Here is a 23,419-nt window from a genome sequence, read left to right as displayed (position 1 = left end):
AATCATGAGATTGCCAGTTGGAAACATAAATAAGTTACTTGTTGATGCACATGAAAAGGATCAAGAAAAAGTCGTTTGGGAACTATGGTTGTCATTATATCCATCTATGGTAACTCAAAAGATTGATTTCATTGAATTTGATGAGTTTAAGAAGAAGTTGAAACAAAATGCAACAAATCAATCTAATAAATCGAGTGAAGAAATTGAAGATGAAATGTTAAAAGTGGTGGCTCTTTACGAAAAGAAAAAGTAATTGGTTCGTTATCTCTAAAGAAAGGAGGTAATTAATTTGGAGATTTTTAAGTTATTTGGTTCAATCATGGTTGACAATGATAAGGCTGATAAAAGTATTGATTCAACTGGAAAGAAAGCTGGCAAATTAAAGGATACATTTGGTAAAGCAACTAAAGCTATTGCTGTAGGTGCAGCAGCGGTTGGAACAGCGGTAATCGGTGCAGGTGTGGCAATGGTTGGATTGGCTTCAAAGGCTGGAGATTATGCAGATAGAATACTTGATTTAAGTGCGATAACTGGCATGTCAACAGATAGTATCCAAGAATGGCAACATGTGGCAAAGATTGCAGGAGTTGAAACGGAGAGTGTAACAAAGGCACAAGAAAAACTAACCAAACAAATGAGTTCACTTGAAAAAGGAACTGGTAAGGGAGCAGAGGCGCTTAATAAACTTGGAATGAGCTATGATGATTTAAATTCTCTTTCACCAGACGAACAAATGGATACACTCATTAAGAAACTTAGTGAAATTGAAGATCCAGCTGAGAGAGCTAGAGTGGGTACAGACCTATTTGGTGGTAGTTGGAAAGATTTGGCTCCGATAGTCGATATGGGCGCAGATGCAATTGATGGAGCGAAGCAAGAGGCACACGATTTTGGAACAGTTTTAGATGAAACGAGTCTAAACAACGCAAACAATTTCAGGATTGCGATGGATCAAACAAAGGCGGCACTAGGGGGACTTGGTTTGCAAATTGGCGCTGGTGTTGCTCCCATGCTTACCGATGTTATGATCCCTGCTGTACAGGCTGTAATCCCCTACGTAGTTAAGTTTGGTGAAACTGTTGCTGAGTGGATTAAGGTTGCAATTAAGTGGATTGGAAATATTATTGAATGGGTCAAGGGTTGGCAAAGTGAAAATGCTTCATTGCTAGACAATATACGTGAAAAGTTTAAAGGGTTCTTTGATGCTGTAATTGGCTTTATTTCATCATTTATTGAATTAGCAAAGAAATCATGGGATAAATACGGTAAGGACATAATTGCTATTCTAAAATCAGCATTCGATGTGATAAAGAATATTTTTAATACGGTGTTTACACTACTTACAGATATTTTTAAAGTTTTCTCAAAGCTATTCCAAGGTGATTGGAAGGGACTATGGGAAGCGGTCAAAACATTATTTAAAAATATTTGGGACAATATCCTTTCATTACTGAAGAGTTTGCTTGATTTAATTATTAATGTACTAAAAACAGCACTAAAAGTAATAATTGATGCTGTGAAAAGTTACCTAAACTTAGTATTTGATGTTTGGAAAAATATTTTCAACTCAATTTTTACATTTGTAGGTAATATAGTAGGTAAGATTAAAGATTCAATTGTAAATGGCATAACAAGAGCCAAAGATTCAGTTTTATCGGTTTTCAGCGGTTTGAAAACAGGAATAATGAATACTTGGAATGGTATCTATAGCGGTATCAGATCGGTAATAAATAAGATTATTTCAGCTATGAACCGTATGATTGGCGGATTAAACAACCTTAAAATCAATATACCTGATTGGGTGCCAGGATTCGGTGGTAATACATTTGGAATTAACATTCCTAAAATTCCTATGTTGGCAAAGGGTACAAACTATCATAGAGGTGGTTTAGCAATTGTTGGTGAGCAAGGAGCAGAATTAGTTGATTTACCAAGAGGATCAAAAGTTTTCTCAAACAATAAAACGAAGAAAATGTTAGATAGTGAACAACCTGTACAACACATAACGAACATTACAGTCGAAGGTAATATTGACCGTGATTTATACGATGAGTTCATGAGAAAGCAAAGAGATGAAACTAAAATAAAAATGACTGCGAGAGGGGTGAAAGGCAGATGATACATAATTTCAAAGTAGTAAAAGGTGACAAAGTTTATGATTTATGGGATATGGGTGTAATAGTAAATTCCTTTATTGTTGAATCTCCTTCACCTGTACATAATGTTGAAACTATTGAAGGAAGACACGGACATGTGAACATGGGAATGACCTATGAAGGGCGCAGAATACATACGCGAATAACAATGAATGCAAAAGATAATGAAAGTTATCTGTTACTTAGAAATGAATTATTTCGGCTATTTGATAGCTTACAATCTTTTTACATACAACCAGACAATGAAAAAAGTAGACAATATTTAGTTAAAACTGATTCAACTTATTCATTTGAGAGGTTTGCTAATTCAGGTGAGACAAGTATTACATTTGTAAGTGCAAGTCCATTTGCTGAATCAATCAGTACAACACTAGATCCACTAACATTCAGGAATGACCACAAAATTAATGATATGGGACTACAATTAACAGAAAAAGACTACATACATACTACAAATACTTTCTCCATCTATTCCTCATCTGACACTATTACTGATCCAAGGGAGCATTCACTCATTATCACTTTCAAAGGTGCAAGTAATAATTTACAAATCAAAAATAATACTACAGGTGATACGTGGCAATATAACGGAACGACAATGAGTGAAGATATCATTGTACTAGATGGAATCAGAATGTTTAAAAATGGAACAAGTATTGTCCGTGATACTAATAAAAAATTAATAACGCTTGCTTCATCATCATGGAATGAATTTGAGATTAGCGGAACACAAGGAGAATTTGAGATCAGTTTTGATTTCAAGTTTTTTTATTTTTAAAAATTTATAGAAAGGGGTTAACAAATGACTTATACAAAACGTAATGATGTTGGAGATACGATATCATATAGAGCCGTGACTCGTTCTGGAAAAATTATTGATTTAACTGGATGTACAGCCATATTTAAAATGGAATCACGCAGTGGTGAATTATTAGTAAACGCTGAAGCGACAATTGATGTAGAAAATTCTACGTTAACATATCAACTTCGTGAAGGTGATTCGATCATTTCGGGTATACATAGAGGAGAATTCACTCTATTTTTTGAGGACGGTGTTACTCAGAAAACTTTTCCAGAAGATGGGTTTTTACAGATCAATATTACTAAAGATATTAATACTAATCGTGATACTGAATTAGTTGAAAGAATAGCAGTTGAAGTTACATTAATCGAAGATTTCAAGAATGCTATCTCAGCAGACAATGAACAATTCAAATCTCAAGCAACATCTTTATTAAATCAAACTGAAATGGCTAGAGATACATCTATTCAAGCTACAGACGATGCAATTACAGCTACAAATAATGCTAATGATAAAGCTACTTTAGCACAATCAAAAGCTGATTTAGTTGATCAACGATTATCAGAATTAGCAGGTGTGGAAGTTGTAGATGTAAATGATCGATTAACAGGTGTAGAGGAATCTATATTTACAAAGGATGCAATCCATTCAGGATTTGTTAATTTAGGTGATATCACATACTTACCAACAACAGTAAATACAATTCGTTTAGGTAAATCAGTAGCAAATGTTAACGGTTTTCGAGTAGAGATACCACAAACGGATATTGTACTTCCAAATGCACCTCTTACAGGTAAAGAAAACAACTTAGTTTATTTAAAAGGTGAGTTTTCAAACTACACAATGTCATGTGTTATTGAAACTGCAAAAGCTTCTAAGCTTGAAGATTTAGGTTATGTTCGCCAATCTAAGGATAAAGGTTTATACGTAAAAGATGGATTTTACGGGATTCCTATTGCGGTGATTAAGCGTAGAAATAGCGGTGGATATAGTGAGCAGAATTTGAATGGTGGTAGGAATCATATTAAGTTTGACATTGACCTTTCAACTAGTTTAGTTAATGGTCAATCAAAGATTTTTCCACTTAGAGCAGGTTTTACAACTAAAGGCGTTCAAATTGGTGATATTTTTAAAACAACAATTCCTGTATTCCGAGTAGTAAGAGTCATAGACGATAGTAACTTAGAAGTACTAGGTCTAACAAGCGTAACTAACTCAAGGCTAACAGTTGACTTAGATACAGCATTAAGACCCGATAACCTTTACGCCAACATCATCGCCCAACGTGACCTAACTGACCTACGCCACCAAGTATCACTAACAGGAGTAGATAAAAACTATCTTTTACAGAAAGAATTTGACCGTGTAATGCGTGGTGAAGGTGTTAATGAAGTCCTGCACAAAGAACGCTATAACTTAGAACGTGCGCCACATGATACGCCTGTACAGTTAATGCCTACGAAGGTAGCAACGCCTGATGGGGATAAGTGGATGGTGAATGAGTTGGGGTTAATAGGTAGATTTGACAGTTTACAGGGATGGACTAACTGGGCTAATGGTGGAACTCTATCGACAAACTATGTTTTATATGGTCAGAATAGTTTAAGAATATCCTCAACTAGTCAAAACAATGGGGTATGGAGAGAAGTATCTGGACTGTCTAACGATAAATATTATTTTGTTGCCTGTAATGTATTTATTGAAAGTTATACATCGGGAAATTTCCATTTGTGGGCAACTGAAAGTGGAACAACTAATAGTATACCTAATGTCAGTATGAAAGTTAACAGTTCATTAGTAGGACAGTGGCAAACATTAAGATTTAAAATCACAGGTAGAAGTGCGTTTCGATTATTTATAGCTAATGGTACTAGTTCTACATCTATAATTCATATTGACGGAGTTCGCCTATACGAAATCTCCCAAGCCGACTTCGATAAAATTGACGTTTTACCTGAATTTACAGGTGAGGAATTAGCGAAGAGATTTCCTTATGTGGATAGTGTGCCGAATGTGTTGGAGAATTTAGTTCCAACCGATGTTCTACAGTGGAGACAGGGTGGGTCTAATAATGTAGCAACTAATTCATCTATCAATGTTATCGGAGGGGGGACTTATTTTGTAGCATGTGACCAAAACTATCAGATTGGATTTGATGAAATTGATTCTAGTGGGAACAAGACATGGAAAAATTTCTCATCTAGCAGGTCTGTAACTCTTAGTTCCTCTACAGTACGAATCGATTTAGTGATTAGAAAAGTAGATTATTCTAATATAACACCTAGTATCATTTCAGAAGCAAAGCCACAACTAGTCAAAGGCTCACAACCTAACCCAGTATTCGTTCCATACGGCAAACACTACCTACCACACGACTACGCAACAGGACAAACGAAAACTCGCTTAGATTTATCGGGTAAAAGACAAATTTTATCGGATGCTCAAACGTCTGAAAACGTAGTAGATACGGTAAATCATGAAAGCAATAGTACGCTACCTCATATTGCAACAACGCAAGCTACAGTAGGGCAGTGGAGCGTAGGAGATACAATCAAGGTTAAGAGTACAGAAAGTGTATTAACAGGGGTTATTGATGCGGATACTGCTTTTGTGCAAGTTGTTGAACCTAAAGTAGGTCAAACAAGTCCTATAACAATAAAAGTTAATGATGTAAGTAAGCTATCAGTAGGTGATAAATTAAGACGATTCAACCCGACTACAGATTTATCATCGTTTGAATTTAATGTAGATGCGATTAATGAATCTACAAATGAAATTACGTTGTCTTGGGGTGGGGGAACACCTGGGTTTAATGCTCAACCACTTTACCTAATCGAATCAACCGCTTCCACATCATCACCTTCTGTAACAGCAACAGGCATCGCAGGAACATGGAGTGGTTTAGGTACTAAAGAAATGACGTACACAATCTCTACTGCACCAACTGACAATAAAACGAACATTTTAATCAACTATTCTCGTAACTATCCGAGTGGAAAAGGGATTGAACATGTACCGAGTGAAGTGTTAGAAGCGGAAGTTAACGGACAGAAGTTAACAAAGCAAGGAAATACGGTAGTGGTTAGAGCGAATTTTGAGGGGAAAACATTGGGAAATGTGGATAGAATTCCACACATGTTCAAGTCATACGGAACTATAACATTATTATCACCCTCAAGCTCTTCGTGGATCGAGAGAGCGGATTCTAAAATATCTAGTTTGGACAGCGCTGTATATTCTAGTGGAACGACCAATGACAATGGTATAGCCAAACACCTATTCTCCTTCAACCTCATTCGCTTAATCGAGGACAAGTTCGGTGAAGGATTCTTTGCGGATTGTTTGACAACTGCGGATAAGGTGGCGAAGTTGAAGAATGTATTAAGTAGGATTACAGCTAATTGGTATGGTTATGGTAGTAGTCCGAGTGGAAATAAGGCTACTCTAAAAGGTTGGGCGAATAACTCTTGGTTCGGTTCTCATGAACATACAAGTGGCTCAATTGATAAATTAACAAGATCTGTAAGAACAACTGACGCGGGGTTTGGTAATTTCATAGATAGTAACGGTTTCACAGACTTCCTAGCTCACGCAGAAGCATCAGACGGTACAACAGCTTCAACTATCCACACAGACTACGTAGAGTTAGAAGTAGAACTAAACGCAGCGGAAACAGGTTACGAAGTCTTACAACCTGTTCATAAAATGCCTGTTTTATCGGATAGTCCGTTGTTGCATAAAGAGGGAGAGAACATTCTTCCACCGTTTACTGACTCAAGATGGAGTCTCAGTGCTAATGCGAGAGTGTTAGATAATCCGTATGAGTTGGAATTGAGTGTTAATGATGGTAGCATTAGGTTTTCTGATTTATTTCTAAATGTGCAACAAAACACACTATATTCGTTCTCAATTCAAACTAATTCAGAGTTAACTAGAGCATACTTTCAATCAGTAGACTCAAACGGTACAACAACTAACTTAGGTACTGTAAACGGCTCTGGCAGTTTAACAAGAGCAGTTCCGACCAATAGATTAAGAATAAGAATTGATAATAACAGTAATAATGGAACATTCACATTCAAGCAACCTAAACTCGAACTAGGTTCACAAGCAACGCCATTCACACCTTCTAAAATTCGCAATAAAAGACGGAATTTATTGGACTTTAGAGGGAAGGTTGCAGGTAGTACGTGGGAGAATCCTAATAGGGCTTATCAAAGACCAAGAGCGACATTCGATTCTCCAAGTGATTTTATCGCACATAGCAATTCATCCGAATTTACTTCCTTTGACTATGGTAATGTGAATAAATTGGACGGTAACTTATCTTTCTTTTCATCTGTTACTGAAGGTATTTACAGACAAAATCTCTACGAGTTTGACCTATCACACTTAGGGTTATCGTTATCCGAACTAAAGAAAGCTCTCCGTAAAATAACAATTTCAGTTACAGGTTGGGGTGTCGGTGACAATGCAGGGGTGTTGACTTATGGGGCTAACTTGAAGATTTGGAGAGCAAGTGACTCAGTTTGGTTGAGCCAAGCTATAAATACATCAAATAGTCCATCAACAATGGCTTGGACAAATTCAACTAACTCTACTTTGTTGACGAGAATAACAAACAACCAAAAAATATATGTTCTTACGCACTCTACACATCCAGCAGGCGCAAGTAGCCCAAGTGAAATTTACAGTGATTACATTAAGTGTGAAGTTGAACTTTCTGACTATGTGGATTACCATAAAAGCAACATTTTAAAGATTCGCCCATCTACAAAAGAGATTAAACTGCAATATCCAACAGTAGATCATCGTGGAGGAAGAACAGATGATATCTCACTATTCTATAATCATAAACCTAAGCAGAAAATCACATCATTAGGTTCAAATGTGACTGAATTAACGCAACCTAACGAAATGTACATTACAACAGTCGGAACAGGTAAAGCGACAACTGAAACTAACCGATTAATCTATGAAATCCTGAACAATTCACACGAATATCTTGGACAAAGTTTACACGGATTTATTCAAAAGGGATTGAAGAAATTACCAATTGAAACAGATGAATTATTATCACAGTTGCCTGAAACTAATCACGCAGCTTATTTGGCGTTGACTCCAAAGTTAGTTAAGGATGTAAATGACCAATTGTATATGCGTATTTTCTACAAGGAATCAAAAGAGAATAGCGGTCATATTAACTTAACTAAAACAATTGACATTCCTCTCAGCAAGAATGTATTAGTGAAAGGGGATAACTAATTATGAATATTGTAATTGAAAAGGCTAATGGAAGGGTTGTCGGTGTAAATCGACAGCCTTTTAATGCTAGTGAGACGGTTATTGAAGGAATTAATCCATTAGATATACCAAGTAAAACAATTGAATATATGCTTGCAGAAGATAAAGTAGATGCAGATGGTAATTCACTTTATTTATTACCGCAACCAGATATTGAAGTAATTGATACAATCACAACTACTATTGAGATAACCGAAGTGACGGATAGACCAATTATCATTAAGAAGACTCGTCAAGTTCCTTTACTCGATGCTGATGGAAAACAAGTTGAATATTTTCCTGAATATACACGTATTGAACGAGAAGAAGTAATTGATGAAGAAACAGAAGAGGTTACTATTATTGAGCATGAGATTGTTGAAACATCTGAAACTCCAATTCTTTGCTGGACAACCGAAGAATACGTTGAACCTAAAACTGACAGTGATGGTAATCCACTGTATCTAAAGGATATCGATGAGGAAGTTGTTACTTTTGAGTCGCAATCTCCCTTGGAAATCACAGCAGAACATGAAGATTGGAATGAAGATTTAGAGAAAATTAGAGTTGAAGTCAATAAAACAAAGGTTGTTACGATTCAATCAGATCCAACAGAATTTACTTACAGTGATATTAAACCAATTCTCGATGAGAAAAATGCAGCTAAAGAAAATGAACAGATGCAATTGAAAGAAAATGTAAATACATTGGAAACTCGAACACAAGGAATGCAGGAGATTGATGAGTTTACATTAGATAAAACTTTTAAATTAGATGATAGAACTACTGGTCTTCAAGACATTGATGAATTTACATTAACTACTTTGATGCAATTGCAGATGCGTATTGAAGAACTAGAAAGTAAGTTGGATGGGGGTAGTGGAGAATGAGTGAAGAATTAATTGCAATTTTTGAAGATAAACGTTGGAACGTTCAAGATCAGAATTATTGGTGTAAAATGTGGGGATTTGGGTTTAGAGGAGTAAAAGAACCGTTCTTATACATTATTCAAGAGGGATTATGTAGCACATTTGAGCAGTTGTATCAAGATTACTTAGAGAGTAAATAGAAAATAAAAATGAACAGGATGAGGTGGTGAATATTGCTTACAATTACAACTTTAAATAATGAAACTGAGTTGTTAACTGATTATAAAGAATTACAACTTAAAGAGAGAGTGAATAGCGAATATACACTCTCTTTTATTTTGTTTCAAACAGATAATAATGAACATGCATATCCACTTGTTCAAGAAGAATCAATTGTCGAATATAACGGTCAAGAGTACAGAATCAAACAAGTCAATGAACGCTCAAGAGGAAACAAAGCAATTAAAGATGTACAGGCTCAACATGTATATTTTGATTTGATTGACGAATATCAGTATGAGTTGATTGGCGGTAATAAAACAATTAATGAATTAGTTGAATTTGCTCTTAATGGCACAGATTTTACATTTGAAATTGCTGATTCATTTGATGTACAGATTGTATTTAATTATGGAGAAAACAATGTCATTACACTAATCAATCAAATACTTGAAGTATTTCAATGTGAAGTTGAATTACAGAACAGACACCTAGTATTCAAGAAACAGATTGGAAGAGTATCGGATTTTCAGTTCCGTTACAAACACAATCTCAAAGCAATTAATAAGACAATTGAAACAAGAAACTTAACAACAAAAATCAGAGGCTATTGGCAAGGTGGATTTGTCAATTTCACTAGTCCAATGGCGGATATATATGGTATTAGACACGCTGAGCCAATACGTGATGACAATATAAGTGATGAAGCAACAATGTTACAGATATTAGAACGTAGCATTAATGACAAGCCAGAAATCAGTTTCACAATCGATTTTGTAGAGCTTCAGGAAGCTGGATATCCTTTTGATTCTCCAATGGTGGGCGATGATATTATACTTGTCTTTGAACCTTTGAACATTGATATTTCAGCAAGAATAATGGAAACAGATAAAATTGTTGATTGGAATGGGAATGTAATTAGATCACAAGTTACTCTTGCAAACTTCAAAGAATCAACTACAGATATTAATGCATTACTTCATGAAACTGTTAAAGAAGTTGAGAAAAGTAATGTAATTAATCGTTCAAGAATTGAGCAGACGAATGAGAAAATTTCTATGGAAGTTGAACGTATTGAAGGTGAAATTTCAACTGCTAGAAGTGATTTTAACATCACTGCAGCTGAGATACGTGGTGAGGTTAGTTTAATTGAAACAACTTTAGATGGGAAAATATCTGATAATACTTCTTTAATCTCACAAACTGCAAGCACAATCAACTTACGAATAGATGGGGTTGAAAGTGGTTTATTTGAAGAAGTAAGTGACCTACAAGAACATGTTGATAGTGAGTTTATTTTGGACAGGCAAAGAATGAGTACAATAGAGTTAAACTTGGATCAAATATCATTAGGTGTTAGTTCAAATACTGACTCAATTGTTTATTTATCAGATGAAGAGATTCCAGCATTGAAAAACAGGATTAGTACAGCAGAACAGAAAATTACGGACTCGGCTATTATCTCAACCGTAACTGGTAGCACAACCTATCAGAATGATTTAGGCGCAAAAGTTGATACGACAACTTACTCTTCAAAAGTTACTCAATTAGAAGATAGTATTTCATCAAAAGTAAGTTCAACCGACTACACAGGAAATACAATTGCATCATTGATTAATCAAACAGCCACGACCATTTCATTATCTGCAAGCAAGATAAATTTAGATGGAATTGTGAGAGTGGCAAGTACTTTAGACGTTGGATATAACTGGTCTGATAGTACAACAAAGAGAATTAGATTTAGAGGTGATTTAGGAGGGGTTTCAATAGAATCTCCTGCTAACACTGACAGTTTAGTTCTCAATTCATTAGGTGTAATTGATATGTACGCCAATTACGTATATATAAACAATAATCGAGTGTTGACAACTGCGGATTCCGTCACCGCTAAGTTCGGGTAGGTGATGTAGATGTCAGTAACTTTAACTTATATAAGGAGTACGTCTAGTTCAGTTACAGTTGAAGCAAGGCACACTTATTCAAGTGGGTCAAGGGCTTATTGGGACTATAGAGTAACAGGTACTACAAGTTGGCTAAATAGAGGTTATACATTATTATCTCCTAGCACTTACCAACAATACGAATTTACTAGTCTCCAATCATCTACAAGTTATGAGTTTAGAGTCAGAATAGTAGACGGCAGTAAAGCGGATTTACCAGTATTAGGGTCAGCAACTACAAGTGGTTCAACTACTGCATCCGCACAACCACCTTCATCACCTTCTTGGGTATCAGCATCTGCTATTAGTAAAAGTAGAGTTGATATGAGCTGGGGGACATCCAGTGGAGCAACAGGATACCATGTCTATGTTGACAATGTGTATAAGGCATCAACAACTTCTACAAATTATTCTGTAACAGGGTTAAGTGAATATACACAATATAAATTTAGTGTAGTTGCTTATAATTCAGCAGGGGATTCAGGTGAAAACTTCGTTCATGAAAGAACACTAGATGAAACAGCGCCTTCAATATGGAATGTTCAAGGAACTTCAAGATCAACGGAAATCGATGTAACATGGGATGCATCCGACAGTCATAGTGGATTAAGCTATTTCCGTGTATATCGAAGCGTAGGTGGGTCAACATCATACAACACTGTTAATAGTGGCTCAGCTAGATCGTATACTATGACAAGTTTAACAGAAAACACAACTTATACTGTTTGGGTTCGTGCCTATGATGGGGCAGGTAATTATACTGATTCATCGAGTAAAACAATTACAACTCTTAGTGGTAGACCTTCAAATTGGGCATGGTCAACAAGTAAAACATCGGGAGGTAATTTTAATTTAACGGCAACGGAATGGAACAATTTTCAAAACAGAATTAACGAATTCAGAAAGTGGAAAAGTTTATCAGAATATCAGTATAATTCTTATGGTTCATATACTGAAACTAGTCAATTTACTAGAGGGTCAAGTGGGCAAAACTATATGGCATATCAATTCAACCAATGTAGGAACGCTATTAATAGTATGATCGACACAGGAACAACGTTTAAATATAGTGGAGATACAGTAACAGCGAGTGATTTAAACACTCTCAGAGATAAATTAAACTCATTATAAGGAGATGAGAATATTGCAAATTGATGCAAATAAAGTAATTGATAAATTATTACTGAAGATTATGCAACTAGAAAAAGAGAACGTTATTTTATCAGTTCAGATTGATGAGTTAATAGGTTTAAATAATAAGATGAATAAGATAGAGGAGGCAAATAAATAATGATTACAAACCTTGAAAAAGATATTCGTGTACAAATGATTAACAATAGACTGCAAAACTTATCTAGACAATATTTTGAAGTGAAATTAGATTTAGTGCAAGCGGAAGCGAATGGATCAACTGGAGAGATTGAACATCATACTCAAAGGTTGACACAATTAGAAAAGTCATATGATGCAATTAAATTATTGTTGGATGAAGCCGAATAAGTAAGGCTTTTTTATTTTTGTCTAAAAGGGAGGGTGAGGAGTGGAACAAGCAAGTAATTTAGTAACTGGAATTGATATTACAATGGTTGTCGGGAATGTATGGTATATCGCACTTGGATTTATTTTGTTCGATATTATTACAGGGTTATTAGCGGCAGCTGTAGAGAAAAAGATAAACAGCAGTATTAATTACATAGGGATAATTAGGAAGGTAGGCTTATTTGTAGCTATAGCTTTTTTAGTTTTTGTCGATGCTTATATGGGTTCAAGTGGTTACATTATAAAAATTGGAGTTGGATTAATTGTAGTGTATGAAGGTATGAGTATTATTGAAAATTTCAGTCGTATAGGTATCAATCTAAAGTTTCTTACAAAATACTTTGATCCAAATAAAATTGGCAATGGTAAAGAAGGTGATAAGGAATGAATAGCTTTGTTATCAGTTCTGGACATGGTAAGTATGTTAGAGGTGCTGTAGGTTATATAGACGAGGTTACAGAAGCAAGGAGAATTACTGATAAGGTTGCTCAATATCTTAATCAATTAGGCTGTACTGTACATAAATTTCATGATGATACGTCTAGAAATGTAAGAGACAATATCAATACTATTGTTAGATACCATAATAGCAAGCAACGTGACTTAGATATTTCTATTCACTTTAACGCAGGAACAAAAGAAATAGGTGGAGTTGAAGTCTTATATTTGAGTGATGGGAATAGATCAATTTCAGCTAAAGTTTCCGCAGCGATTTCTGAAGCAATTGGAATTCGAGATAGAGGGGCTAAGAAAAGAACGGATTTAGGCTTTCTGAATAACACAAATAAACCAGCGATTCTTATTGAAGTTTGTTTCGTGGATACAAAGTCAAATACTGATGCTTATCAAAAATACTTTAATGAATGTTGTATAGCGATTGCTGAAGCTGTAACTGGTAAGCAATTGAAAAAAGGAGTTGTTAATGTGAGTACAAATCAGACTGTAAGTAGTTGGGCTGAAACGGCTCATAAGTGGGTAGTTGATAATAAAATTAGTGATGGATTACGCCCAAAAGATACAGTGACTCGTGAGGAAATGTGGACTATGCTGTATCGATTGGCGCAGATGAAGTAAGTGTTCACATTTTTGTAACAAAAAAACTATTTCAAATTATCTGAAATTTTATTATGATTAATTTGTCCTCTATCACTAGGACAAAAACCTTTAAAAGTAGTACCCTTTGAATAATAGCGATTCAAGGGAGAAAGTTGGTTTAACCAATTTTCACACACGTCCTTAGGTATGTAGTTTACCAGACTACTACCTAAGGGCTTTTAATTTTGTGAACAAAGCAACTATAAGAAGGAATTTACTGGATAAAAATAGAACTAATTACCTGTTACTAAAAACAGGAGGGGAAATTTATGAAAAAGATTATTTTATTTACAGTGGCATTACTTATAGCTTTTTCAGCAGGGACTATGGCATCATCTGGTGTGAATTTATTTGTTAATGGTAGTAAGATTACAAATGTTGAGGCAAAGATTGAAAATGGCGTTACCTATGTTCCTCTAAGAGCAGTTTCCGAAATGCTTGGTGCAAAAGTCAATTGGGATCAGAAAACAAGAACTGTAACAATTACTGGAGAATCAAGTTCAGGTGGAACAGCTACACCACCATCTAACTCTAATCTTTCCCAAACAGTAAACGGTGTAACAATCAAAATAGATAAAATTGAGCAAGACAATGATTCTTTAAGGTTGTATGTAACATACACGAATAATTCAAGTAAAGAAATTATGACGGGTGACAGCCTTGCTAAAATCGTAGCAAATGGAAAACAATACGCTTATGATATTGATTTTAACTTTGATAGATACTATGAAACTGGTGTAGATCATGCTCAGGATTTTATTGAACCAGGTGTCACAGAAAAATCGGTAATTTTCTTCAAACCAGTTAATGCAGATACGATAAACATAGTTTTAAATGCACACTTTGAAGATTATCGTTATAACAACGTTAAAATAAAGTGAAAAACAAGCCTCATTCCTTAATTGGGATGGGGCTTTTTTGCTTAAATATCAAAGAAATCATCTGATTTGGCATTAGGATCTATTTCTTTACGTATCACATTCATTACCTTTTTTATAGTTCGCGCAGTAGGTTCGTGATCAGAATCACCAGAGCATAAACGACTTATTGTATTTCTTCCAAGTCCTGATTTCTTTATTAACCATTCTTGTGATATTCCATTCTTATCTAAAAATTTACCTAGTTTTGAGCGTGGTTTTCCAAAAAATAAACCAAACATTTTAAATCATCTCCTATATTATTTTATCTAAAGTATGGACAAGGAAATGATATCTTAAACCAAATTTGGTGAAAGTTATTACTAAGTTTGGTGAAACATGTACATGCAGTCTGCATAAGTTAATAATAAATCAGCTACTTAATTAACTAATTGATTTAAAAATTAAGTTTCTAATGAAGTAATGTTAATTCATTATTAGTCTACTTTTCGTTGATTTAATAGGTATTTTGAATTTGTTTAAAGAAGGGAGGAAGAGGGAGCGAAGCGAGTGGCGACCAATGCCCATTTGAATTTAGTTTTATACGTGGAAATCAAAATTTCCTAAATTATTTTCGGGAGGAATAAAATTGAAAACTCAGGTGATTGACTTCAGAGAATTTGTCAGCGGTGAATATAGACAACAAAAGAAAATCATTAATTCTATCCCATTATTTACATTAGCTTACAATCCATTTGTTGTTTCACCTTCTTCAATTTTTAGTCCACCACCAATGATAACAAAAGCTTATCTACTTATGATTAGCGTTGGAACATTGTTAATTGGAATGGCAACAATCGAAAAATATCTAGGAACAAATGGTTTTACTAAGATAGCAAGTTCAATTTTTAATACGATTCAAACTTTAATGCCACTGATTCTGATTGGAGCGATAATATACTTTGTTTTTGCAAATCCGTTATTAGGAGGTCTGTAACGTGATTAAAGGGTTTTTAGAGAAGCAAAAAGCAAAAGGGAAGTTATTACAAGCATTTAGAAGTGGTGAGCTGTATCTCACTTATAAGAGTGGAAAGAATACTCATTTAATACTTCCTATCATTCATTATGTGGGGATTGATAAAGAGGCTCAGTTATTGACCTATGTATTCTCCATTCCATTAGGATTAGATCCAAAAGAAGTCATCAAGAAGCGGTGGTTGTTTGAACAACAGTTTGGACAGAATTTAGAAATTGAACAAGAGAATAAGCGATTTACTTTAAAGATATTCGGTAAAAGTTATCCTAAAAAATTAAAGTGGGATTTTGAAAAATTAACTGAGTCATTCGAAGGTCAGATTCCAATTCCGTGCGGTATAGATAGACATGGAAGAATTATTTGTATTGATCTTGTTGAAAATCCTCATCTATTGATAGCAGGTTTTACTGGCTCAGGGAAGTCAACACAAGTTAGGTCAATACTTGCAACACTAATTCAATATTTTTCTCCTGAAGAGTTGGAATTATGGTTAATTGATATGAAAATGGTGGAGTTTCAGTTCTATCGCAATGTAAAGCATGTTAAAGAAGATATTGTTGTAAAAGGTAAAGACGTAAAACCTTTACTTCAAAAGATTGATGATGAATTAGAACGTAGACAGGAATTAATGTTTAATGAAGGAGTTACTCATATTACTCAACTTAAAGAGAAGCAGCCATTTATCATTGTTGCAATCGATGAAGTAGCAAGTTTACCTAATGATAAGGAAATTGATGAATATTTAGTTGAAATATCAAACAGAGGTCGAGCATTGGGAGTTTATTTAATCCTTTCATTATTAAGACCTGATTCGAAGAACATTGATAGTCGATTAAAAGGTAATTTAACGTGTACTATGGGATTTAAAGCAAGAGATCGAATTAATGCAAGTGTAATTGGAATGAAGGGTGCTGAAAATTTAGCTGGTGATGGTCGTTTCTTAATGAGCATACCTGATTATGATGATTTAGTTGAATTGCAAGCACCGTATTTAAGTGAAAAAGGCTTAGAAAAATTATTAAAGGATTATAAGAAAACTGATGAAGAGATAAAGAAGGAAGTGGAACAGAAGCAAATTGATGAGGTAAAGGGAGAGTTAAGTGAAAAGAATATTTTCGGGGTGTTGGATAATGAAAAAGCGTGATAAAGCTATCCTAGAAGATTTAAATCGTTTCCGTTGTCTTTCCCGTGATGATATTGTTGATCTTCATTTTTCTAATTTAAAATATCCTATTCCAACAGCTAATAATGTATTAAAAAGAATGAGGTTACAAGGTCATATTAGAGCTGTGACAGATCGGCAACAGTTTATCTATTTACCTGCTGAATCTGGTATGAAAAATGACTCAGCAAAAATACCTCACTTCTTGAAGATTGTTCAATTTTATCGTGATGTAAGGAAACATGATAAGCCAACAATCTTCAATGTAGAACCTAAGTATGGTAACAAAGGAACAGTTGAACCAGACATTTTCATGTTATGGAAAGGTGCGCCCTTCTTTGTTGAAATACAAAGATCAGTCTATTCTAAAAAGGTATTTGATGCAAAAATGGAACGTTATAAACAATTTTTCGATAGTATGATATGGGAGAATGAAACATGGCAGCCAAAAGATAAAAAGTATTTCCCTTACATTTGGATTATTACTGATACTCGTTACAGTGTTGAAAATAAACCATTTAAAGTATTCCAATCCCGCAATGTTAAAGAATTTCTTGAATCATTAAAGTAATAAAGGGAGTGTTAAAATGACTAAGCGTAAGATGATTAGTTTTGACACCGATGAAGAGCATCTATTGAATCATGCGTTGAGTCAAGAAAACTTCTCAGAGTATATTAAACAATTGATCAAGTTTGATATGGAGAAGAAATCATTTAAGGAGCAAGTGAGAAAGCCAAATATCTATGAAGTTTATATAGCTAAATTAAAAAAGACTACTTAGTTTATTCTAGGTAGTCTTTTCTTCTGGCTTATTATGTTCTATTAGATCAGAAATGTCACATTCAAGCGCAATACAAAGTTTGTCTAGAGTATCAACAGTAATTGAATTCACATCACCGTTAACCCACTGAGATATAGTATTAGGTCTTACACCTGATTCTTTTGATAACCAATACATAGTCTTACCTTTACTTTCAAGCAATTCATTAAGTTTAAATTTAATCAATGTTATCACCACCGAAACAATATTTAATTAATTTAATTATATCACATATTAACTCTTGACGTTAATAACTTAATGAGTTACTATTAACTCAACAAGATAACAACTCTACAAGTTATTAGTTGAGGAGGTTAATATATAATGACAATTAACGAGTTCTTAGAATTTGTTGGAGGATTAGTTTTATTAACAATGATTTTAATTATTCCATATTTTGTAACATTGTTTTTATAAAAACCTCAGTTAATCACTTGGAATTTGTAGTATTATTGTAATATAGTTAAAGGTTTTGTAATAATTCAAATAATTAAAAGGGAGAGGGTTTAGGATGACAATGGTAGCTGAGAAGAAAAAGACGTTTGGGGAGTTAAAATTAGTATTTTCACATGACGGTGATGTAGTGGATACTTTGGACAATGTTAATGAGTTAAATATAGATTTACATGAGTTGCAAATGTTTCTACATAGCAAAGGACACAAAGTTGATTTGCATGATGTGAATGTGGAGATTACAGAGGAATAATTGTAAATTAATGCTTGTCCATTTCTCGATAACTGTGTTATATTATAGAAAATTACTAACGCTATTGACCAACAAACACACAAATTCCATACCAATAAATAAGAGAAATTATAATTATTGTTAATTGAACAAACCCTTGGTACATAAGGCTCTACACTGTAAGCGTTTCAAAAGCGAAGCCAACAAACTCAGAATTTATCGCGATGGTTGCTGATAAATTACGGATTGAGCATAAGGTAAGCTGAAAGGGTAAGGGAGAATAGAGTTAAAAGTTGAAAGTTGAAAAGCTCCCAAAATTGGGAGCTTTTTTCGGTGTCGGTACACTGTACTATAGATCGAACTGACAATGGGCTATTACGTAGTAACATAGTCAAGAAAAGCTCCCGTCCGGGAGCTTTTTTAGTTTAGCTTACTGCTTCTTTGATTGTTTGTTGGATGGCGTTTCTTAATGTTTGCATTTCGATATCATTTAATGGAACAAGTGGTAATCGTACGCTGCCTACATTGATGCCGTTCATATTTAATGCCGCTTTTACCGGTGTTGGGTTTGGTGCAGCGAATAATGCTTTCATCATCGGCAGTAGGTCACGATGCATTTGAGCTGCTGTTTTTACATTCCCATTCTTGTAGTTTGAGACCATTTCTTGCATTTGATTCCCAAGGATATGTGAGGCTACTGATACTACTCCAACGCCTCCTATGGCAAGTGTAGGTAATGTTAAGCCGTCATCACCAGTATATAGGCTGAAATCTTCTGGTGTTTCACTTATAATTTGGGTCATTGCATCTAAATCACCACTCGCTTCTTTCACTGCTACAATATTTTTAACTTGTGACAGTCTGACAACTGTTTCTACATTAATGTTAATAACACTTCGGCCTGGGATATTGTATAGCATTACAGGTAGTGTTGTTGATTCAGCAATTGTTTTGAAATGCTGGTAAAGCCCTTCTTGAGAAGGTTTATTATAATATGGTGCAACGAGCATGATTCCGTCGACACCTGTTTCTTCTGCTAATTTTGTTAACTTTATTGATGCATTTGTATTATTTGATCCGGTACCTGCAATTACAGGTACTCGTTTATTGACAACTTTAACTACAAAACTAAAAAGTTCAACCTTTTCTTCTGTCGTTAAAGTAGGCGATTCACCGGTTGTTCCTGCTACAACGAGCGCATCAGAACCGTTCGTAATAAGATAGTTAATTAAAGTTTCACAAGCATTGTAATCAATTTCACCATTTACATCAAAAGGGGTAACCATTGCTGTTGCTACTTGACCAAAACACATTGAAAATTCCCTCATTTCGTTTAGTATTTTCTAGTAATCCTTTGTCATTAGTAATTAAATCCGCTTATATTCATAATTGTTTTAAAAATAAAAAAGCACCAATGAGGTATCTCATTGGTGCATAGGAATCGTTGTTCTATGCGTGAGATAGCCCTCCATATAGTTGATCTATATGACAGTTCTGCACTTATTCAATAACAGAACCAGCTAACAAGAATAATGAGTTCTTGAAGCTTCGGCAAAGGCCCCCTTTCAGCAATGATCAAAAGAGCTCATTCTCCTCCCATTGCATACTGATGGTCTTTGCACCTCTATCCTCACTTCAAACGTACTAATTGAAGTTAAGAAAAATATTAATTTGTATATAATTTAACAAATATTAAGACGAAATGCAATGGTTTTTGAAAAATACTAAAAAGATATTTACTTTCAATTTTAACTTCATTTGGTTGAAAACGGATTTCGTTGCTCATACTAAGTGTAGTTACGTTTAGGAATATATGTAAAACTGAAAATCCTCAAAAGGGGGGAATCGGTTTGTTTTATAACCAACAGGAGATTGAGGGAATTGCTTACCAGGGAAAACGAACAAAAGTATTAGCGGAGCGATTGCCTTCTAGAAGTATTGCTGTTATAAGTCATGAAGACATCGATGTTGTAGCAGCAGAGACACTGATTGAAAAGAAAGTTCAAGCCGTTCTTAATTTAAAGATATCAATGACCGGTGAGTTTGATCATAATGGTGTGCAGTTACTTTTAAAGTCGAATATACCAGTCTTTGATCTTCAAGTACAAGGTGATGAGATTCATATTGATGGGAAACAAATAAAAATAACAAATAATTTATTATTTGTTTTTGATAAACAAAGATATTGGAAAAAAGATGTGACGTTAAAAGAATATGACATCAATATGGTTGAACAGTTAAAGGAAAAAGCAACAGAAAAATTTCCACAACAATTTGAAAGTTTCGTCCGAAATTCATTTTCTTTTGGAGAAAAGGAATTGACGAATTTTATAAAAGGGTTTCCAGAATTAGTTGACTTTAAGGAAATGAAGGGTAAGGATGTACTAATTGTTGCCAGGGGTGGCAGTTATTTAGAGGATTTAAGAGCGATACGCCCTTTTTTAAAGGGAAAGAATATGGTTCTTATTGCGGTCGATGGCGGGGCGGATGGTTTATTAAAATTTCGGTTAAAGCCTGACTTTATCATTGGTGATATGGATTCAGTCAGTATGAAGGCACTGCGTTGTGGTGCCACGCTTGTTGCCCACTGTTACCCAAACGGACATTCACCTGCAAGTGCAAGGCTTTCTGCTGCTCGGTTACCTTTTCAGCGTTTACCTTTCATTGGCACGAGTGAGGATGTTGCCCTCCTTTGCGCTTATTGTGCAGGAGCAAATATGATTTATTTAATTGGAAGTCATCTTAGTATGAATGAATTTTTGGAAAAAGGGAGAAAAGGAATGGGTTCTAGTCTTCTAACAAGGATGAAGGCAGGACATCAAGTGATTGATCTTAAAGGTGTACATCACTTATATAAGAAACATGTTTCTGCTTTTGAGCCAATTCCATTTCTGCTGCCAGCTGTTGTACTTATGGGTGTTTTATTATTCAATCCGAAATTCGAATTGTTAGTCTCAATTATCATGCATTGGTTAAGGATGGAGGTATTTTAATGAGAAAAAACCTCGTTCATATAGGTACATTAATATGTACTCTTTGTATCGGAATCGTCGTAGGTATTTCCATGGACAAGCAGTGGTTAACTGACCAGCAATTATCCTATGTAAGTGCGATTCAATCGGAAAATAAACAATTGCAAGAGCAACAAGAGCAATGGTTAACATTTGTAGAGGATGAATTAAAACAAATGAATATTTTCATCCCTTCAAAAAACGAGCAATATCAAGGGATTGCACAGTTATTAACTCACATTGGGATTGAAGCTGAGAGAATGTACAGCTTAGATGCTGTCTTGCAAAATAAAGGGATTATTATTACGTTAGGTGAAGAAATGGACTTCCCGACTGATATTCCACACCTTTCGCTTGAGATGATTCCAGAGCAAGAGAAGGATATAAATCAATTTTATGTATCACTATTACGCTTGAAAGAGAATATAAACAAAAACGACGAATAAGGGGCAATGTCTGTGAAAGTGAGTGTGATTATTCCAGCTTATAATGAAGAACATTTGTTACCAAAGACATTGCAGTGCTTGACGCATTGTTCTTGGGCAGATGAAATCATTACGGTTAATGATGGTAGTAATGATCAGACGGCAATAATTGCTGAAATGTATAGTGATAAAACCATTCATCTGCAAAGTAACTTTGGGAAGGCATATGCACTTAAGCAAGGATGGAAGATAGCGAGTGGTGACCTTATTATGTGTCTAGATAGTGATCTCGCACATTCAGTCATCGAGGGGGAGAAGCTGCTCAACCCAATAGTGAGTGATCCAACTGTTGATTGTGTAATAGGGAAACTTCCAACTCCTAAACGAAAAGGATTTGGAATGATGAAGAGAAGAGCGCAGAAGATTATTTATTCAAAGACCGGACAATGGATAACCGCTCCTCTATCAGGTCAAAGGGTATTTAAAAGAAAATGGCTAGAACTATTAATGAAAAAAGGTTATGTCGGATATGGTGTCGAGGTAGCGATGACGATTGACCTTATCAGTGCTGGTGCAAATGTCATCGAGACAGATACAAATATTTATCATAGAGAAACAGGGAAAGATTTATCTGGTTTTTTTCATCGGGGTAAACAATGGTTAGAGATGGAACGGACATTACGGAAAATGGAGTATAATTCATGACTATCTTAGTTATTACAGTCTTTTATATCGTGATTGCCCTTTTAATGAATGATTTGTATAGAAAAATGGGTTGGACAGTTAGAAATTTTGAAGGGAAGGAAATTCCATACAGCTTAGGGATGATGGTTGTTGTAGCTGCGTTAGTTATTATTACAATAGAATCAGTGACTCCGGAGTATATGTATTATATTAGTATTATCTGGTTATTAGGTTTTATTGATGACCGCTATGGCCTGCCAACACCGAAAGGATTGAAGGGGCATTTCCGTCTTTTTTTACAAAAAGGGACAATGACTACCGGACTGCTTAAGGTCGTCGGTACAATATGTGCAGGAATTTTCATGCTTGCATTACTACAGCCAGATGGTTGGTTTTCTTTTATTCGTTATTCATTCTTATTGCTATTGACGCCACATGTAATGAACTTATTTGATACCCGACCGTTACGGGTTTGGAAACTGACGATTCTTCATGTGGGTTTTTTTCTTACTTTGTTTTTTTCCTTACCTTTTTCGGTGATGTTCTTTTTAGTTGTGGTTACTCTCTTATTTTATATAGCTGAAGGGAGAAAATGGACGATGTTAGGAGATAACGGGGCAACGGCCATCGGAGCAATATTATCATTGCTAATAATCACACATGTAGAACCAACTATACAATGGGGGCTTGTTATTTGCTATGCAGGTTTAACGATTACAGCTGAAAAAATATCATTTACGAATTGGATCGAAAAGACGACGTGGATTAAGCGAATCGATAAGTGGGGAACTTCTTGAAACAATGTAAAATTTAAAATGTAGAATGTAGAATTAAG

At 34.9% G+C, this 23,419-nt stretch carries 25 protein-coding genes, 1 pseudogene and 1 riboswitch; of the genes and pseudogenes, 23 read left to right on the top strand and 3 right to left on the bottom strand.

What is annotated here, in order from left to right; all coding sequences use genetic code 11:
* Positions 1 to 4 precede the first annotated feature (4 nt).
* From ACJ2A9_RS04850 to ACJ2A9_RS04790, 13 genes are all read left to right on the top strand, one after another.
* Positions 5 to 253 carry a hypothetical protein gene (locus tag ACJ2A9_RS04850; protein ID WP_441420493.1) on the top strand — a complete coding sequence of 83 codons (249 nt, stop codon included), beginning with the start codon at positions 5 to 7 and terminating at the stop codon, positions 251 to 253.
* A 36-nt stretch (positions 254 to 289) separates the two neighbouring features.
* A complete protein-coding gene (locus ACJ2A9_RS04845; RefSeq protein ID WP_441420492.1) occupies positions 290 to 2,119 on the top strand; it encodes a phage tail protein in 1,830 nt (609 codons plus the stop codon).
* Positions 2,116 to 2,934 carry a phage tail family protein gene (locus ACJ2A9_RS04840; RefSeq protein WP_441420491.1) on the top strand — a complete coding sequence of 273 codons (819 nt, stop codon included), beginning with the start codon at positions 2,116 to 2,118 and terminating at the stop codon, positions 2,932 to 2,934. Before ACJ2A9_RS04845 ends, ACJ2A9_RS04840 begins: the two co-directional genes overlap by 4 nt.
* Positions 2,935 to 3,405: 471 nt before the next feature.
* Positions 3,406 to 8,223, top strand: coding sequence for a hypothetical protein (locus ACJ2A9_RS04835; protein ID WP_441420490.1), 4,818 nt, complete (start codon positions 3,406 to 3,408; stop codon positions 8,221 to 8,223).
* Positions 8,224 to 8,225: 2 nt separating this feature from the next.
* Positions 8,226 to 9,131, top strand: coding sequence for a hypothetical protein (locus tag ACJ2A9_RS04830; protein WP_441420489.1), 906 nt, complete (start codon positions 8,226 to 8,228; stop codon positions 9,129 to 9,131).
* Positions 9,128 to 9,310, top strand: a complete 183-nt coding sequence (locus tag ACJ2A9_RS04825) for a hypothetical protein (RefSeq protein WP_441420488.1) — start codon at positions 9,128 to 9,130, stop codon at positions 9,308 to 9,310. The genes ACJ2A9_RS04830 and ACJ2A9_RS04825 overlap by 4 nt, the downstream gene beginning before the upstream one ends.
* A gap of 33 nt (positions 9,311 to 9,343) precedes the next feature.
* Positions 9,344 to 11,230 carry a phage tail spike protein gene (locus ACJ2A9_RS04820; RefSeq protein ID WP_441420487.1) on the top strand — a complete coding sequence of 629 codons (1,887 nt, stop codon included), beginning with the start codon at positions 9,344 to 9,346 and terminating at the stop codon, positions 11,228 to 11,230.
* Between the two features lie 9 nt (positions 11,231 to 11,239).
* Entirely contained in the window at positions 11,240 to 12,400 is a 1,161-nt protein-coding gene (locus ACJ2A9_RS04815; RefSeq protein ID WP_441420486.1) for a fibronectin type III domain-containing protein, read from the top strand.
* 13 nt (positions 12,401 to 12,413) lie between these two features.
* Positions 12,414 to 12,560: a hypothetical protein gene (locus ACJ2A9_RS04810; RefSeq protein ID WP_441420485.1), complete on the top strand. Its 147-nt coding sequence runs from the start codon at positions 12,414 to 12,416 to the stop codon at positions 12,558 to 12,560.
* Entirely contained in the window at positions 12,560 to 12,769 is a 210-nt protein-coding gene (locus ACJ2A9_RS04805; protein ID WP_441420484.1) for a hypothetical protein, read from the top strand. The genes ACJ2A9_RS04810 and ACJ2A9_RS04805 overlap by 1 nt, the downstream gene beginning before the upstream one ends.
* Positions 12,770 to 12,809: 40 nt before the next feature.
* Complete coding sequence (locus tag ACJ2A9_RS04800) at positions 12,810 to 13,196, top strand: phage holin family protein (protein ID WP_441420483.1); 387 nt, start codon at positions 12,810 to 12,812, stop codon at positions 13,194 to 13,196.
* Complete coding sequence (locus ACJ2A9_RS04795) at positions 13,193 to 13,882, top strand: N-acetylmuramoyl-L-alanine amidase (protein ID WP_441420482.1); 690 nt, start codon at positions 13,193 to 13,195, stop codon at positions 13,880 to 13,882. Before ACJ2A9_RS04800 ends, ACJ2A9_RS04795 begins: the two co-directional genes overlap by 4 nt.
* Positions 13,883 to 14,172: 290 nt before the next feature.
* Positions 14,173 to 14,784, top strand: coding sequence for a stalk domain-containing protein (locus tag ACJ2A9_RS04790; RefSeq protein WP_441420481.1), 612 nt, complete (start codon positions 14,173 to 14,175; stop codon positions 14,782 to 14,784).
* A 41-nt stretch (positions 14,785 to 14,825) separates the two neighbouring features.
* Here the strand turns inward: ACJ2A9_RS04790 and ACJ2A9_RS04785 are convergent, their stop codons facing one another.
* Positions 14,826 to 15,062, bottom strand: a complete 237-nt coding sequence (locus tag ACJ2A9_RS04785; protein ID WP_441420480.1) for a helix-turn-helix domain-containing protein — start codon at positions 15,060 to 15,062, stop codon at positions 14,826 to 14,828.
* 347 nt (positions 15,063 to 15,409) lie between these two features.
* Between ACJ2A9_RS04785 and ACJ2A9_RS04780 the strand changes: the two genes are divergently transcribed.
* From ACJ2A9_RS04780 to ACJ2A9_RS04765, 4 genes are read left to right on the top strand one after another with little or no spacing between them, the layout of a single operon-like run.
* The gene (locus ACJ2A9_RS04780) at positions 15,410 to 15,757 is read left to right on the top strand and encodes a hypothetical protein (protein WP_441420479.1); all 348 of its coding nucleotides are present in this window, start codon (positions 15,410 to 15,412) and stop codon (positions 15,755 to 15,757) included.
* A gap of 1 nt (position 15,758) precedes the next feature.
* Positions 15,759 to 16,940: an FtsK/SpoIIIE domain-containing protein gene (locus ACJ2A9_RS04775; RefSeq protein WP_441420478.1), complete on the top strand. Its 1,182-nt coding sequence runs from the start codon at positions 15,759 to 15,761 to the stop codon at positions 16,938 to 16,940.
* Positions 16,927 to 17,529 carry a replication-relaxation family protein gene (locus ACJ2A9_RS04770; protein WP_441420477.1) on the top strand — a complete coding sequence of 201 codons (603 nt, stop codon included), beginning with the start codon at positions 16,927 to 16,929 and terminating at the stop codon, positions 17,527 to 17,529. The genes ACJ2A9_RS04775 and ACJ2A9_RS04770 overlap by 14 nt, the downstream gene beginning before the upstream one ends.
* Before the next feature lie 16 nt (positions 17,530 to 17,545).
* The gene (locus ACJ2A9_RS04765) at positions 17,546 to 17,740 is read left to right on the top strand and encodes a hypothetical protein (protein ID WP_441420476.1); all 195 of its coding nucleotides are present in this window, start codon (positions 17,546 to 17,548) and stop codon (positions 17,738 to 17,740) included.
* 6 nt (positions 17,741 to 17,746) lie between these two features.
* Here the strand turns inward: ACJ2A9_RS04765 and ACJ2A9_RS04760 are convergent, their stop codons facing one another.
* Positions 17,747 to 17,965 (bottom strand): helix-turn-helix domain-containing protein, encoded by a 219-nt coding sequence (locus ACJ2A9_RS04760; protein ID WP_441420475.1) that lies wholly within the window; start codon positions 17,963 to 17,965, stop codon positions 17,747 to 17,749.
* Positions 17,966 to 18,290: 325 nt separating this feature from the next.
* Here ACJ2A9_RS04760 and ACJ2A9_RS04755 point away from each other — a divergent pair, with 325 nt between their 5' ends.
* Entirely contained in the window at positions 18,291 to 18,485 is a 195-nt protein-coding gene (locus ACJ2A9_RS04755; protein ID WP_441420474.1) for a hypothetical protein, read from the top strand.
* A 152-nt stretch (positions 18,486 to 18,637) separates the two neighbouring features.
* A pseudogene (locus ACJ2A9_RS04750) lies at positions 18,638 to 18,730 on the top strand (sporulation transcription factor Spo0A); the annotation flags it as partial.
* A 159-nt stretch (positions 18,731 to 18,889) separates the two neighbouring features.
* On the opposite strand, the gene dapA reads toward ACJ2A9_RS04750, so the two are convergent.
* Positions 18,890 to 19,777 (bottom strand): 4-hydroxy-tetrahydrodipicolinate synthase, encoded by an 888-nt coding sequence (gene dapA, locus ACJ2A9_RS04745; protein WP_441420473.1) that lies wholly within the window; start codon positions 19,775 to 19,777, stop codon positions 18,890 to 18,892.
* A 140-nt stretch (positions 19,778 to 19,917) separates the two neighbouring features.
* Positions 19,918 to 20,099, bottom strand: a riboswitch (Lysine riboswitch).
* 215 nt (positions 20,100 to 20,314) lie between these two features.
* On the opposite strand from dapA, the gene steA reads away from it, so the two are divergent.
* The 4 genes from steA to ACJ2A9_RS04725 are packed head-to-tail and all read left to right on the top strand — an operon-like array spanning position 20,315 to position 23,381.
* Positions 20,315 to 21,457 (top strand): putative cytokinetic ring protein SteA, encoded by a 1,143-nt coding sequence (steA, locus tag ACJ2A9_RS04740; RefSeq protein WP_441420472.1) that lies wholly within the window; start codon positions 20,315 to 20,317, stop codon positions 21,455 to 21,457.
* Positions 21,457 to 21,921, top strand: coding sequence for a hypothetical protein (locus ACJ2A9_RS04735; protein ID WP_441420471.1), 465 nt, complete (start codon positions 21,457 to 21,459; stop codon positions 21,919 to 21,921). The genes steA and ACJ2A9_RS04735 overlap by 1 nt, the downstream gene beginning before the upstream one ends.
* 12 nt (positions 21,922 to 21,933) lie before the next feature.
* Positions 21,934 to 22,605, top strand: a complete 672-nt coding sequence (locus ACJ2A9_RS04730; RefSeq protein ID WP_441420470.1) for a glycosyltransferase family 2 protein — start codon at positions 21,934 to 21,936, stop codon at positions 22,603 to 22,605.
* Entirely contained in the window at positions 22,602 to 23,381 is a 780-nt protein-coding gene (locus tag ACJ2A9_RS04725; RefSeq protein WP_441420469.1) for a hypothetical protein, read from the top strand. The genes ACJ2A9_RS04730 and ACJ2A9_RS04725 overlap by 4 nt, the downstream gene beginning before the upstream one ends.
* The last annotated feature ends 38 nt before the right edge of the window (positions 23,382 to 23,419 follow it).

The organism is Anaerobacillus sp. MEB173 (assembly GCF_052119505.1).
GTDB lineage: Bacteria > Bacillota > Bacilli > Bacillales > JBJMAU01 > JBJMAU01.
The sequence above is the reverse complement of the archived record's forward strand: the minus strand, read 5'-3'. Positions and strand labels throughout refer to the sequence as shown.